The organism is Cupriavidus nantongensis, assembly GCF_001598055.1.
Taxonomy (GTDB): Bacteria; Pseudomonadota; Gammaproteobacteria; order Burkholderiales; family Burkholderiaceae; genus Cupriavidus; species Cupriavidus nantongensis.
Genome location: NZ_CP014844.1, coordinates 2361605 through 2375336, shown reverse-complemented (window position 1 = coordinate 2375336; position 13732 = coordinate 2361605). Strand labels below are relative to the sequence as shown.

Sequence of the window (13732 nt, the reverse complement as noted above, 5' to 3'; positions counted from 1 at the left end):
CGGGTTGGGTGGGTGGGAGCGGCTGGATCAGGGATTGAGCGGTGGCAGCGCCGGCGCGGGCTGGCGCCGCCGGCTGCGTCGCGGCGCGGGCCTGGCGTGGCGCTGCAGCGCCTGCGCGAGCGGGTTGCCGTCCCAGGCGGACGGCGCTGGCGCCGCCCCGTAGAGGTGGCGCTGCAGGCCGGTAACGGCATCGGCCAGCGCGGCATCGCCCACGGCCTCGGCCCAGGCCGCCGGCGTGGCGCCGTGGGCGGCGCGGGTCCAGCCGGCCAGCGCCTGGCTGGCGGTGGCCGCATCGCCGGCGCGGCAGGCCTGCAGCGTGGCCGCCAGCCGGGCATCGGCGCCCTCGGCGCGCGCGTGGCGGCGCTCGGCGCGGCGTTGCCGCAGGCGCGCCAGGCGCGGCCGCAGCCGCCGCCACAGCCGCCGCCACAGCCGCCGCCACAGCAGCGCCAGCACGGCGGCGCCGAGCAGCGCGCCCGCGCCCCACAGCAGCGTGCGCCACGGCAGGCCGCCCTCGCCCGGCAGCGCGCCGGCCGACGGCCCGCCCGGCGCCAGCGCCCCGCCGTTGCGCGCGGCGGCCACCTCGACCTTCACCGCCGGCGCTGCGGAGCTGGCCGGCCGGCGCGTGGCGGGATCGACCCAGTCCACCGTGACCGCGGGCAGCGTATAGGTGCCGGGCCGCTCGAACACATAGGTCAGCGTATCGACGCGCGTGCCGCCCGGTTCCGGCGCCGCCTGGGCCTGGTCGGACAGCCGCGCATCCGCGCGGAACAGGCGCACGCCGCGCGGCGACGCGGCATGCGGCGGCACGATCATCATCGCCTGGGTCTGCGGCGCAAAGGTGGTGACGGTGCGCACCAGCGCATCGCCCGCATGCAGCCGCACCACGCCGTGATCGGGCTTGTGGTCCAGCGTCTGCGTCACGCTGAGCCGCGCCACCGGCAGCAAGCGCCGGCCGGCGGCGGCGCCCGCCGCCGCGGTGCCGCTGCCGCCGGTGCCGGCCCGGATCGTGGTGACCGGCAAGGTCACGCTGCCCTCGCGCGGCGCACCGTCGTCGCCGGCGTAGGTCACGCGGATGGTCGCGGCCGGCAGCCGGAACTCGCCATCCTGCTCGGCGGTGAAGGCGTAGGTCTTGCGGATGCCCGCATAGGCCACGCCGTCGATGGTCTCGGTGGAATTCACCGCGCGCGCATCGGGCAAGGTGACCACCGCGCCCGGTACCGCGAGCGGCGGGAACTCGGGCGCCGACAGGAAATAGTTGGGCGCGAGGATGGTGACGTCGATGCCGACCTGCTGGCCCACCAGCACCGGCTGGCGCGCGCCCACCTCGACGCGCACGATAGGCCCGGTGGCCGCACCCGCCAACCACGGCCACAGCCACGCCGCCAGCAGCAGCACCAGCGGCGCAGCGCAGCGCAGCCACGCGCGCGGCGGCATGGCGTGGCGCCTCATCGCGCGCCCTGCGCCGGCGCCGCCTGCCCGTGCTGCAGCGCGAACTTGCGCTGCAGCAGGTCGGTCGGCGTGGTCTGGATCGCGCGCATCCACATCTCGGCGTCCTGCGTCAGCACCACCTGCAGCGACTTGCCGCCCGGAGCCGACGGCTTCGCGGCGTCGTACTTGACCTGGTCCGGCGGCAGGTCGGGCGGCTCTTCGCCGTCGTCGGGATCCGGCTTTTCCTGCGGCATCTGCTGCGCCAGCAGCTTTTCCATCAGCGCCAGGTTGGCGGCTGCCTCTGGCCACTGCGGCTGGCGCTTCAGCGCCTGGCGGTAGCGCGCCGCGGCCTGCCGGTACTGGCCCTGCCGCGCCAGCGCATTGCCCTGGTTGTAGTCGGCCTGTGCGGAATCGACGCGCGCGAAGCTCTGCACCGCCTGCGCGTACTGGCCGGCGCGATACTGGGCGATGCCGCGCCACATCGGGTCATCGAACAGCGTCGCGGCGCGCGCAAAGTCGCCCTGCTCGAAGGCGCGCCGGCCTTGCTGGTCGTGCGTCAGCCACAGGTCGACGAAGCGCCATGGGCGTACCGCACTGGCTTGCGTGGCTGGTGCGGATGCCTGCGCGCGCGCCTCCGGCGGTGCGCCAAGCGCCAGCGCCAGCAGCACGCCCGCACTCCAGCGCACGGTCCAGCCCTTGCGGAACCACAGCACCGCCAGCAGCGCGAGCGGCGGCACCAGCCACCAGCCCTCGTCCTTCCAGCGGGTACGGTCGCCCGCCTGCATCTGCTCGAGATGCGACTGTACGTGGCGCTGCACCCAGGCCACGTCGTCGTCGCTGTCGGGCGTAAAGGTCGCCACCGGCACGCCGCTGTCATCGCCGAAGCGCTCCAGCGCTTTCACGTCCAGCCGCGCAAACACGCGCGCGCCGTCCTGCTCGACGAAGCCGCCGGCGGCATTGCGCAGCGGCCCGCCCTGCTCGGTGCCCAGCGCCAGCACCACCGGCTGGCTGCGGCCGCTGCCGGCCTGGGCGCGGAATGCCGCCGCGGCGGCGGGGTCGACGCCGTCGGTCAGGAACAGGATGGTGCCAGGCACCGGCTCGCGCTTCAGGTCGGCGTCGATCACGCGCAGTGCCTGCGCCATGTCGCGCCCGGGCACCGGCATGATGCGGGTCTGCAGCGCATCGGCGAAGGTCTGCAGCAGGCTGGCATCGTCGGTCAGCGGCAGCACCAGGTGGGCCGAGCCGGCATAGGCATAGATGGCGGTGCGGCCGCCGTCGCGGCGCGCCAGCAGCGCCTTGATCTTGAGCTTGGCGCGCTCCAGCCGCGTGGGCGTGACGTCGACCGCGTCCATGCTCGGCGACAGGTCCACGGCGATCGCCAGCGGCGCCTTGTCGTCGAGGAACGGCGGGCGCTCCTGGCGCCAGCTCGGGCCCGCCAGCGCCACCGCACCGAGCGCCAGCAGCAGCGCGGTCAGGTGCACCGGGCGCAGCGCCAGGCGGCGGCGTTCGCCGAGCATCAGCGCGTCGAGCAGGTGCGGCGCGATGGCATCGCGCCAGCGCCGCCGCACGTCGCCGCGGCGCCGCACCGCCCACACCAGCAGCGCGGCCGGCACCAGCCCCAGCAGCCACCACGGGCGCAGGAAATGGAAGTGGGCGAGCGGGTCGAGCCAGGCCGGCATCAGCGCGCGCTCCCGGCGGCGTCCGCCATCGTGCCTGGCGCTTCTGTTGCTTCCGTCGCTGCCGTCGCTTCCGCCACCTCGGCACGGGGCGGCCTGGGCCGCGCAGCCCACGCCGAATAGCCGAACATCAGCAGCTGGTACGCCAGCACCAGCGCCAGCGCCGCGCCCAGCGGCCACATGAACAGCTCGCGCCGCGGCCGCCACGACAGCGTCTTCTGGTCATGCGGCGTGATCCGGTCGAGGGTCGCGTAGATGCCCTCCAGGCCGGCCTGGTCGGCGCCGAAGAAGTAGCGCCCGCCGGTCTGCGCCGCCAGCTTCTGCAGCACGTCGAGGTCGACTTTCTCCTCGCCCGCGGCGTTGGGGTCGCCGATGCCGATGGTATGCACCACCACCTTGCGTTCGCGCGCGATGCCGCCGGCGCGCTCGGGCGGCATCCGGCTGGCGGTGTCGTTGCCGTCGGTCAGCAGGATCATCACGCGCTCCGGCGCCTCGCTGTGCCCGAACATCTTGATGCCGAGCCCGATCGCGTCGCCCAGCGCCGTGCTCGGTCCGGCCATGCCGGGCAGCAGGTCGGCCAGCAGCGCCTGCACCAGCTGGTGGTCCAGCGTAAACGGGGCCAGCGGGTACGGCGCATCGCCGAACACGACCAGGCCGATGCGGTCGCCCGGGCGCCGCGCGACGAAGTTGCTGACCACCTGCCGCACCGCCTGCACGCGCGGGATCAGCGCACCGGACGGATCGCGGAAGTCGCGCGTGTCCATCGACTGCGACAGGTCCAGCGCCAGCAGCAGGTCACGCGCCGGCTGCACCTTCTGCACCGGCGCCTCGAGGTACTGCGGCCGCGCCAGCGCCGTCACCACCAGCAGCCACGCCAGCGGCGCCAGCACCCATTGCAGCCGGTTGCGGCGCGGCACCACGGCGCCGGCGGCCGGCGTCAGCCCGGCGGCACTGGCAACCTCGCCAAAGAACGGCAGCCGCACCGACGGGCTTTCCTCGCGGTACGGCGGCAGCCACCACCACAGCAGCAAGGGCAGCGGCAGCAGCGCGAACAGCCAGGGATATTCAAACTGGTACATGGTGCTCCGCAATCCAGCGCCGGCATGCCGCGGCCACGGCGCGCACCTGGCTGTCGGGCCATTGCGCCAGCGCGGCGTCGCCACGGTACTCGGCCTCTTCCACCAGCGCGGCCAGCTGCGGCGCGACATCCGTGGCCCGCCCCGCATGCGCGCGCAGGAATTCGGCCCAGCCGGCGCCGGCCAGGCTGGCTACCTGCGCGCGCGGCCACGCCGCCAGCGCGGTGCGCTTGAGCAGCGCCGCCATCGCGCGCAAGGCCGCCGCGCGCTGCGCGGGGTCGGGGGCCTGCGGCAGCGCCGCCAGTTCCGCCAGCGCCTCGCGCCGGTAGCGGTTGGCGCGGTAGCGCCGCCACGCGCGCCAACCGGCCCAGGCCAGCGCCAGCAGCAGCACGCCGGCTGCGATCGGCCAGCCGATGGTCTGCGGCATCCACGACGGCGGCGGCGGCACCGACAGGTCGGCCAGCGTGGCCAGGGTCGCCGGGGCGGCGCTGTGCATGAGGCTCTGCGTGGGACTCATCGCGGCACCCCCGTGCGTTGCCGCGCCGGCGCCTGCTGCAGCGGCCGGCCCAGCAGCCGGCGCAACTGCGGCGCGGTCTCCTCGGCGGCGGACAGCGGCAGCAGCGGCACGCCCATGGCATGGTGCCAGTCCAGCAGCGCCCTGGCGCGGGCATCGGCAAACTCGGCGATATTGCGCCGCGTGGCGGCGTGGCCGAAGCCCAGCTCGACCTGCAGCTCGCCGTCGCTGACCACCAGCTGCCCGGAACCCGGCAGCGCGCCGAGGAACGGGTCGTGGACCAGGATGGTCAGCACATCGTTGTGCGTCGCCAGCGCCAGCATCAGGTCGCGGGTGCGGCTGTCATGGCCGTCGAAATCGCTGATGACGATGACGAGGCAATCGTGGCGCGCCATGCGCGCGGTGCGCTCCAGCGCCGCGTTCAGCTGCCCCGCGGCGCGGCGCGCCGGCGCATCCGCGCGCAGCGCCTGGTTGAAGCGCGCGATGCCGCCCAGCAGCTGCTGCACCGCGTCGCGGCTGCGGCGCGGCGCAAACGCTTCGATGCGGTCGTCGCCCAGCACCACGCCGCCGACGCGGTCGCCTTCGGCCAGCACACGCCACGCGGCCAGCGCCGCCGCCTCGGCCGCGCTGACCGATTTCATCGCACGCCGGCTGCCGAAGAACATGTTGATGCGCTGGTCCACCACCAGCAGCACCGGACGGTCTTTCTCCTCGGTGTAGACGCGCACATGGGGCTTGCCGGTGCGCGCGGTCACGCGCCAGTCCATGCTGCGGATGTCGTCGCCCGGCAAATACAGGCGCAATTCCTCGAAGGTCAGCCCGCGCCCGCGCACGCGCGAGGCATGGCGACCGGCCAGCACGCTGTGCACCGGCTGGCGCGGCAGGAAATGGAAGTCGCGCGCGGCCACCTCGAGCCGGGCCAGCGCCGCGGCGTCCACGCTGACACCGGGCTGCGCCAGCGAAAACGGCGCGCGTGCCGCGTCCGGGGCGGCGCGGGCGATGGCGCGGAATGGCAGGCGCATGACAGGCCCTCGCGATGGTTCAGGCTGGCTCAGGCCACCGCCACCTGCTGCACCAGGCGCTCGATCACGGCATCGGCGCCGACGCCGGCTGCATGCGCCTCGTACGACAGGATCAGCCGGTGGCGGAACACATCGCCGACCACCGCCTGCACGTCCTCGGGCGTGACGAAGTCGCGCCCGTGCAGCCATGCATGCGCGCGCGCCACCTTGTCCAGCCCGATCGAGCCGCGCGGGCTCACGCCCACCTGGATCCACTTGTCGAGGTCGTCGTCAACGGGCTTGGGCGCGCGCGTGGCCTGCACCAGCGCGACGATGTAGCGCTCGATTGCCTCGCTGACATGGATGTCATGGATGGCCGCACGCGCGGCGAAGATGGCCTCGGGCGCGAGCCGCACCGGCGCGCTTGTGCCCGCGGCCGCGCCGCCCGCCTCTTCCGCGCGCGCCAGCCTGACGATGTCGGCCTCGGCCTGCGCTTCGGGATAGCCCACGCTGACATGCATCAGGAAGCGGTCCATCTGCGCCTCGGGCAGCGGATAGGTGCCTTCCTGCTCGATCGGGTTCTGCGTCGCCATCACCAGGAACAACGGCTCGAGCTTGTGGGTGGTGCCGCCGACGGTGACCTGGCGCTCTTCCATCGCCTCCAGCAGCGCCGCCTGCACTTTGGCCGGCGAGCGGTTGACCTCGTCGGCCAGCACCAGGTTGGCGAACACCGGGCCGGGCTGGAAGCGGAACTCGCCCTTGCCGCCTTCGGTGAAGTAGATCTCCGAGCCGGTGATGTCCGCCGGCAGCAGGTCCGGCGTGAACTGGATCCGCGACAGCCGCGCATCGAGGTTGCGCGCCAGCATCTTGATGGCGCGGGTCTTGGCCAGCCCCGGCAGGCCTTCGACCAGCAGGTGGCCGTCCGCCAGCAGGCCCAGCAGCAGGCGCTCGATCATGCGCTGCTGGCCCACGATCGATTCGCCCATGCGCTGCTGCAGGGCCAGGACGTCGTCGCGTGTGCTCATGGGGCGTTCCTTGGGGCGTTCTCTGGAGTCTCTGGTGCGGCCGGGGCGCGGCGGGCCTGGCCGCCGACGAACCACGCATAGTAGGGATTGTCAGGGTCGGCGCGCATGGCCTGCGTGATATGGCTGGCCCACGCCTCGCGGTCGCCGCGGTAGGCGTCGAGGCCGGCGCGATAGAACGTGTGCAGGATCTCGCGCTCGTGGCGCAGCTCGCGCCAGAAGGCATCGTCGGCACCCGCCAGCGGCGGTTCGCTTTGCAGCGACAGCAGCCTGGACAACGATTCCGGGAAGGCGTCCGGGCGCACCCAGCCGGCGTATTCGATGCGCGGGCGGTCGTCGGTCACCGGCGGGGCGTCGGCCGCATACCAGTCGAGCCCGGCGCGGTCGGTGACCCAGGTGGCCAGCAGCGCCGCCGCCGAGCGCACGCCCACCGCCTGCAGCGCGGCGGCGACCTCGGGCTGCGCAAAGCGCGCGCGCACCTGCGCCAGATCCAGCGCCAGCGGCGACATCGAACCGACCAGCAGCATCTCGTGCAGCTCGGTGGTCCACAGCGTGGCGTGCGGGAACACGTCGAGGAAGCTGCGCACCAGCATGCGCGTATCGGCGTCGTTCTGCGTCGGCAGCGGCAGCCACTGCGCCACCAGGCCGCCGGCTTGCAGCCGCGCCGCCGCGAGCCGGTAGAAATCGGTCGAATACAGGTTGGCGACGCCGGCGGCCGACGGCGGCGGCGGCTCCAGCGTGATCAGGTCGTACTGCTGCGGGCTCTGCAGCAGTTCGCGCCGGCCGTCGCGCAGGCGGATCTCCACGCGCGGGTCGGTGGCGACGCCGAAATTCCCCTTGAAGCTGGGCACCGCGCGCGCGACCGGCGGCAGCAGCTCCGCCACCACGCGCCGCTCCAGCCCCGGCCACGCCAGCGTCGCGCCCGCCGTGATGCCGGTGCCGAGCCCGATCACCAGCGCCGACTTCGGCGCGCCGTTATGCACGATCAGCGGCAGCAGCGCCTGCAGCCGCATATAGCGCTGCGAAGTCATGGCATCGCCGGAATTGGACACGCCCTGGATATAGAGTCGCCGGAAGCGGTTGGTGGCAGAGCTTTGCTCGACCACCGCCACGGTGGCGCCGCGCCCTTCCTCGTAGAACACCAGCTCGCCGCCGCGCGCCCGCGCCAGCAGCGTGGCAAGGCGGTCGGGCGGCGCCAGCGCGGCGGCAATCACCGCCAGCACGCCCAGCATCGGCACCGCCCAGCGCGCCGCCGGCCGCACCCCGCTGCCCAGCGCCACCGCGACCACGCCGACCACCGCCGCGGCGACCGCCAGCAGCGACAGCGTACGCACCAGTCCCAGGTACGGCACCAGCACGAAGCCGGCCAGCGCAGTGCCGGCAATGCCGCCGAGCGTGTTGAGCGCAATCACGCTGCCCACGCCCGCGCCGATGCGCCGGCTGTCGACACTGACGCGCAGCACGAACGGGAACGCCGCACCCAGCAGCAGCGTCGGCACGAACACCACCGTCAGCGCCGCCAGCGCAAAGCGCGCGCACGCCGCCAGCAGCGGGCTCGCGCTCAGGCCCTGCACCCACGCCGACAGGCTGCCCTGCGCGCGCAGCAGCCATTCACCCAGCAGCACGAATTCCAGCAACGCCACCAGCCCGGCCGCCGCCACCAGCAGGCCGAAGGCACCCCACGGGTCGCGCACACGGTCGGCATGGCGCGCGGCCAGCGCGCTGCCGATGGCCAGTCCGGCCAGATAAGTGGCCAGCACCACGGTGAAGGCGAAGGTGCGCGTGCTGAGGAACTGCACGATGGCCTGCGACCAGACCACCTCGTAGCCCAGCGCGATGCCGCCGGCGGCGGCATACAGCACCAGCGCGAGCCGGCCGTTGGCGACATCGCCGGCGGCAGCGGCAGCTTGCGCCGCGTGGGCGCTGGCGGGAGCGGGCGGGGGCGGTGCCCGCCGCGCCAGCAGCCACGCCGCCAGCGCCGCGACGCCGTTGAGCGTGCCCGCAGCGATGGCGCTGCCAAGGACGCCAAGCACGGCCACCAGCACAAAGCCCGCCAGCAGCGTGCCCGCGATCGCGCCGGCAGTGTTGGCGGCGTACAGCCGGCCACCGTGGCTGCCGACGCGGCCCGGGCGCGAGCCCAGCACGCGCATCAGCACCGGCAGCGTGCCGCCCATCGCGGCCGCCGGCAGGATCACCAGCACGAACGGCAACGCCCACGCCAGCACGCCGACCCGGGCCTCCAGCCAGGCAAACGGCGCGGCGGCCCGCGCCAGCGCCAGCGTCGCGCCGACGCCCAGCACCAGCACCGCGATCTCGAGCCAGGCATACAGCCGCAGCGGCTCGCCATGGCGGTCGGCGATGCGGCCGAAGACCCAGCCGCCCAGTGCCAGCCCACCGAAGAATGCGCTCACGGCGGTGGTGACGGCGTGCACCTCGACGCCCACCACCAGCGCAAGCTGCCTGATCCACAGCACCTGGAACACCAGCCCCGCGGTGCCCGAGGCAAAAAGCAGCAGGGCAGGCACCAGCGCGGCGTCATGCCACGCCTGCTGGTCCTGCCCCACCTGCCCCATCTGCGCGGCGGCCCGGGCGCCCTGCCCGTTGGTGGCCGTCGCATGCCGCACCTTATCCTTGCCGGAACCTGCGCCGGCGCGCGCTTCTACCATGGTGCGATCCCTGTTGAATAGGCCAGCCGGCCCCTGCAACGGAACCCGGCTGGCCGGTCACGCCGGAGGCTACTTGCCGCCGGCCGCGCCCCTGTCGAGCGACGACATCACCGCCTCGGTCATCTGGTCGATAGTGAAGCTCGCCGGCCGCTGGCTGGGCGGGTAGTCCTTGAAGGTCTGCAGGAACGGCGCCACGCGCGAGGACGCATAACTGATCATGTAGGCGTTCTTGGCGGTCCAGTCGTAGTACTGGTCCGAAACGATATCCGCCCGCTCATACGGATCCATGCGCAGGTTGAACGCCTTGGGCACGCGCAGGCAGGTGAACGGGTTGGCCCAGACCTGGAAGCCGCCCGGCTGGCGCTGCTCGCAGAACACGAACTTCCAGTCGTTGTGGCGCATCGCCACCAGCTGGCCGTCATCGTTGAAGTAGAAGAAGTCCTGGCGCGGCCCGGTATTGGTCTGCCCGGTCAGGTAGGGCAGGAAGTTGTAACCGTCCAGGTGCACCTTGAACGATTTGCCACCGAGGCTGGTGCCCTTGAGCAGGCGCTCCTTGATATCGGTATCGCCGGCCGCGGCCAGCAGCGTCGGGAACCAGTCGAGCCCGGAAATCATCGTGGTGGACACCGTGTTGGGCTTGATCCGGCCCGGCCAGCGGATCATCGCCGGCACCCGGAACGCGCCTTCCCAGTTGGTGTCCTTCTCGCTGCGGAACGGCGTGGTCGCGGCATCGGGCCAGCTGAACTGGTTGGGGCCGTTGTCGGTGCTGTAGATCACGATGGTGTTGTCGGCGATCTTCAGGTCATCGAGCGCCTTGAGCAGCTTGCCGACGTGGCCGTCGTGCTCGATCATGCCGTCGGCGTATTCGTTGCCGGGCATGCCGCTCTGCCCCCGCATCGACTCGCGCACGTGGGTGAACACGTGCATGCGGGTGGTATTCATCCACACGAAGAACGGCTTGTCGGCCTTGACCTGCTTGTCCATGAAGCCGATCGCCGCCGCCGTGGTCTCGTCGTCGATGGTCTCCATGCGCTTGCGGTTCAGCGGCCCGGTGTCCTGGACCTTGCCGTCGGCGAACGAGTGGATCACGCCGCGCGGCGCGTTGGCCTTGACCCAGGCCTCGTCGTTCTTCGGGTAGTACGGGCGCTCCGGCTCCTCTTCCGCGTTCAGGTGATAGAGGTTGCCGAAGAACTCGTCGAAGCCGTGCGCGGTGGGCAGGTATTCGTTGCGGTCGCCCAGGTGGTTCTTGCCGAACTGGCCGGTGGCATAGCCCAGCGGCTTGAGCGCCTGCGCAATCGTCACGTTCTGCGCCTGCAGGCCGACCGGCGCGCCCGGGATGCCGACCTTCAGCAGGCCCGTGCGCAACCCGACTTCACCGGTGATGAAGGTGGAGCGGCCGGCGGTGCAGCTGTTCTCGCCGTAGTAGTCGGTGAACAGCATGCCCTCCTGGGCAATGCGGTCGATGTTCGGGGTGCGGTAGCCCACCACGCCATGGCTGTAGGCGCTGATGTTGGTCTGGCCGATGTCATCGCCGAAGATCACCAGGATGTTCGGCTTCTTGCCGGACGCCGCCGGCCCGGCCAGTGCGGGCGCGGAGGCCGCGGGAACCGGGGCGCTGGTCGCCACCGGCGGATTCTCGGGGGCCGGTACCGGTGCGGCCGCGCCCGGCGCCGGCGTCGCGGCAGGCGCCTGCGCCGCCGGCGGCTGGGCCTTGGGCGGGGTTTCCTTCTTGTCGCAGCCCGCCATCGCGACCACCACGGCGGCCACGGCCAGCATCGCCAGCCTGGAACTCCGCCCTCTGACTATGCGTTCTTCAACTCTGTGCATGTCCCGCCTCCGTTCGTTGACCCGTTACGGTCGGTTTGCTGCTGGTTCGCTGCTGATACCTGTGGTCATGGCTTGGCGGCCGGATAGACCTGCAGCCAGTCCCGCTTCATGCTGACCACCGTCCAGCCCCTGGCGCGGGCCGCGTCCAGGGCCTTGTCGAGCTTGCCCACCTTGGACTGGCGGTCATAGGCGAACTCGCGCTCGGCATCGTCGTGATGCACCAGCACGGCCAGGCGCGGGCCGTCGCCGCCCGTGGTGTACTCCAGCATCTGCAGGTCGCCGTCGGAGTTGCCCACGGCGAGGATCGGCCGGCGGCCGATATGGCGGTAGATGCCGACCGGCTTGCCGGGCCCGTCATCGATGAAGTCCAGCTTGGGGTCGCGCACCAGCACCGGCTTGCCGTCGCGCACCTGGTAGCGCACCGCCTGCGAGGAGCCGATCACCTGCTCGGGCGGGATGCCATAGATGGCCTGGCTCCACGGCCGCATGAAGTCGATGGTGCCGCCCGAGACGATGTAGGTCTTGAAGCCGTTGGCGCGCAGGTAGGACAGCAGCTCCAGCTGCGGCTGGTACACCAGTTCGGTGTAAGGCCGGTTGAACTTGGGATGCCGGGACTTTGCCAGCCAGTCGCGGATGGTGCGGTCGTACTCGTCGACGGTCATGCCGCTGTTGGCCTTGGCGACCAGTGCGGCCAGCGCCTTCTCGTTGCGCATCAGGCCCTGCATGTCGTTGGCCATCAGCGCCTTGAAGGCCGGGTTGCTGCGCCACTCCGGATGCTGCGGCGCCGCGGCGCGGACCTGGTCGAGCAGGAAGAAGAACTGGAAGTACAGCGGCTGCTCGCTCCACAGCGTGCCGTCGTTGTCGAACACGGCCACGCGTTCGTCGGGCGGCACGAAGGCGGGCGAGCCGGGCCGCGTGACGTCGGCGACGAATTTCAGCAGCGCCTGCCGGGCCGCGCCGTCGCGCCACGACGGCAGCGCCGACTGTGCCGATTGCGCGCTCTGCACCGATTGCGCGGCCGCATCCTGTGCCGCCGGCGCGGTCGCGGAGGTCGAGCAGCCGGCGAGCGCCAGGCCGGCCAGCGCCAGCGCGGCGATGGCCTTGCGCGTGTGGCTGGCAAGGATTGCGGAAGGCGCCGCCATGGTCATATTGCTCGCTCCTGTCTCGGGTTGTGCTGCGGGAAAGAAACGTGGTCCGCGCGCATCGTTAGCGCGCTGCGGGGCCGGCGTGGCCGGCCATCGCCACCGGCGGCCGCCGCTGCATTTCCGCCCAGCGGCTTTCGTCCATCACCAGCCGGAAGCCGAGGTGCGACATGCTGTTGAACGGGTCGGTCCCGCGCCGGGCGCTGGGGCGGTAGCTGAGGCAGAAATCCTCGTTGCACAGGAACGAGCCGCCGCGCGTGACGCGCTTGGGCGCGTTGACCGGCACCCCCGGTTCGGACGGGTCCCACGATGCCAGCGGGCCCACCGGATTCTCGATCGGCTGCGCCTTGCCGGCTTCGCGCCGGAACTGGTCGGCGCGGTACCAGTCCGCGACCCACTGCCAGGCATTGCCGGTCATGTCGGCAAGGCCATAGCCGTTGGGCGGAAAGGTGCCGACCGGACTGGTGCCGAGCGCGCCGCCGGCCTTGGGGCTGACCACCGGGAACGGCTGGTTCTGCTGTCCCTGCCAGACATTGGCCATCTGCCTGCCGTCGGGGGCAAACTGCTCGCCCCAGGCATAGGTCGCCTGCTCGAGCCCGCCGCGCGCTGCGAACTCCCATTCCGCCTCGGTCGGCAGCCGCTTGCCGGCCCACTTGGCATAGGCCTGTGCGTCTTCGTATGAAACCTGTACCACCGGGTGGTTGTCCTTGCCCTCGATCGAGCTGCCGGGGCCGGTCGGATGGCGCCAGTCGGCGCCGGGCACATAGCGCCACCAGCGCGAGTAATCCTGCAGCGGCACCGGCCGCGGCGTGCCGACGAAGACCATCCCCCCCGCGACCATGGCGCTGTCGGGCGGGCGCGGCGTGCCGGGCGGCAGCTGCACGCGCAGGGTTTCCCAGTCGGGCGCGCGCTCGGCGGTGGTGACATAGCCGGTGGCTTCGACGAACTTGCGGAATTCCGCGTTGGTGACGTGATGCTGGTCCATCCAGAACGCATGCACGCGCACCTTGTGCGCCGGTTTTTCATTGGGCTGCGCCATCTTGCTGTCGCTGCCCATCAGGAACTCGCCGCCGGGCACGCGCACCATGCCGGCGGGACCGTTCTTGCCATCGCCGACGACAATCGCGGGCGCGGCCGGGGTCCGTCCCTTCAGGTACCAGTAGCTGCCGCCGAGGCCGGCCGCGAGCCCGACGCCGAGCAGGCCCGCCAGCAGCCACGCCCGCCTGCCGCCGCGCCGTGTGGCCGCCAGGGCCGCCAGGACCGCTGGGGCTGCGCCGGGATTGCCGCTATCACGTGGTCCGCTCATTCCATGTCTCTGTATGCAAAACACTGCGCCGATCAGCGAAAACAATGATCTCAGATGGATTTGGCAATCAGAAG

Annotated in this window: 10 protein-coding genes; all 10 read right to left on the bottom strand. The window is 72.2% G+C overall.

Translation table 11 applies throughout. From position 1 onward, the window contains the following. Positions 1-27: 27 nt before the first annotated feature. The 10 genes from A2G96_RS11110 to A2G96_RS11065 all read right to left on the bottom strand — a co-directional run bounded on the left by A2G96_RS11110 (position 28) and on the right by A2G96_RS11065 (position 13658). A complete protein-coding gene (locus A2G96_RS11110; protein WP_231909549.1) occupies positions 28-1434 on the bottom strand; it encodes a BatD family protein in 1407 nt (468 codons plus the stop codon). Positions 1435-1445: 11 nt separating this feature from the next. Then, positions 1446-3107, bottom strand: coding sequence for a VWA domain-containing protein (locus A2G96_RS11105; RefSeq protein WP_062799269.1), 1662 nt, complete (start codon positions 3105-3107; stop codon positions 1446-1448). Further along, complete coding sequence (locus A2G96_RS11100) at positions 3107-4183, bottom strand: vWA domain-containing protein (RefSeq protein ID WP_062799267.1); 1077 nt, start codon at positions 4181-4183, stop codon at positions 3107-3109. The genes A2G96_RS11105 and A2G96_RS11100 overlap by 1 nt, the downstream gene beginning before the upstream one ends. Continuing rightward, positions 4170-4676 carry a DUF4381 domain-containing protein gene (locus tag A2G96_RS11095; RefSeq protein ID WP_231909548.1) on the bottom strand — a complete coding sequence of 169 codons (507 nt, stop codon included), beginning with the start codon at positions 4674-4676 and terminating at the stop codon, positions 4170-4172. The genes A2G96_RS11100 and A2G96_RS11095 overlap by 14 nt, the downstream gene beginning before the upstream one ends. Positions 4677-4693: 17 nt before the next feature. Next, positions 4694-5716, bottom strand: coding sequence for a DUF58 domain-containing protein (locus A2G96_RS11090; RefSeq protein ID WP_062799263.1), 1023 nt, complete (start codon positions 5714-5716; stop codon positions 4694-4696). Between the two features lie 29 nt (positions 5717-5745). Further along, positions 5746-6720, bottom strand: coding sequence for an AAA family ATPase (locus A2G96_RS11085; RefSeq protein WP_062799261.1), 975 nt, complete (start codon positions 6718-6720; stop codon positions 5746-5748). After that, positions 6717-9383, bottom strand: a complete 2667-nt coding sequence (locus tag A2G96_RS11080) for a fused MFS/spermidine synthase (protein ID WP_082818912.1) — start codon at positions 9381-9383, stop codon at positions 6717-6719. Before A2G96_RS11080 ends, A2G96_RS11085 begins: the two co-directional genes overlap by 4 nt. 69 nt (positions 9384-9452) lie before the next feature. After that, the gene (locus A2G96_RS11075) at positions 9453-11210 is read right to left on the bottom strand and encodes an arylsulfatase (RefSeq protein WP_062799259.1); all 1758 of its coding nucleotides are present in this window, start codon (positions 11208-11210) and stop codon (positions 9453-9455) included. Between the two features lie 65 nt (positions 11211-11275). Continuing rightward, on the bottom strand, positions 11276-12358 hold the full coding sequence (locus tag A2G96_RS11070) for an HAD family hydrolase (protein WP_062799257.1): 1083 nt from the start codon (positions 12356-12358) through the stop codon (positions 11276-11278). 58 nt (positions 12359-12416) lie between these two features. Beyond that, complete coding sequence (locus A2G96_RS11065; protein ID WP_062799254.1) at positions 12417-13658, bottom strand: formylglycine-generating enzyme family protein; 1242 nt, start codon at positions 13656-13658, stop codon at positions 12417-12419. Positions 13659-13732: the final 74 nt, after the last annotated feature.

Excerpts from the sequence above, each read along its gene's own strand:
- A2G96_RS11075 (WP_062799259.1), bottom strand. The coding sequence starts at position 11,210 with ATGCACAGAGTTGAAGAACGCATAGTCAGAGGGCGGAGTTCCAGGCTG.
- A2G96_RS11085 (WP_062799261.1), bottom strand. The coding sequence starts at position 6,720 with ATGAGCACACGCGACGACGTCCTGGCCCTGCAGCAGCGCATGGGCGAA.
- A2G96_RS11070 (WP_062799257.1), bottom strand. The coding sequence starts at position 12,358 with ATGACCATGGCGGCGCCTTCCGCAATCCTTGCCAGCCACACGCGCAAG.
- A2G96_RS11100 (WP_062799267.1), bottom strand. The coding sequence starts at position 4,183 with ATGTACCAGTTTGAATATCCCTGGCTGTTCGCGCTGCTGCCGCTGCCC.
- A2G96_RS11065 (WP_062799254.1), bottom strand. The coding sequence starts at position 13,658 with ATGAGCGGACCACGTGATAGCGGCAATCCCGGCGCAGCCCCAGCGGTC.
- A2G96_RS11105 (WP_062799269.1), bottom strand. The coding sequence starts at position 3,107 with ATGCCGGCCTGGCTCGACCCGCTCGCCCACTTCCATTTCCTGCGCCCG.
- A2G96_RS11090 (WP_062799263.1), bottom strand. The coding sequence starts at position 5,716 with ATGCGCCTGCCATTCCGCGCCATCGCCCGCGCCGCCCCGGACGCGGCA.
- A2G96_RS11080 (WP_082818912.1), bottom strand. The coding sequence starts at position 9,383 with ATGGTAGAAGCGCGCGCCGGCGCAGGTTCCGGCAAGGATAAGGTGCGG.
- A2G96_RS11095 (WP_231909548.1), bottom strand. The coding sequence starts at position 4,676 with ATGCACAGCGCCGCCCCGGCGACCCTGGCCACGCTGGCCGACCTGTCG.
- A2G96_RS11110 (WP_231909549.1), bottom strand. The coding sequence starts at position 1,434 with ATGCCGCCGCGCGCGTGGCTGCGCTGCGCTGCGCCGCTGGTGCTGCTG.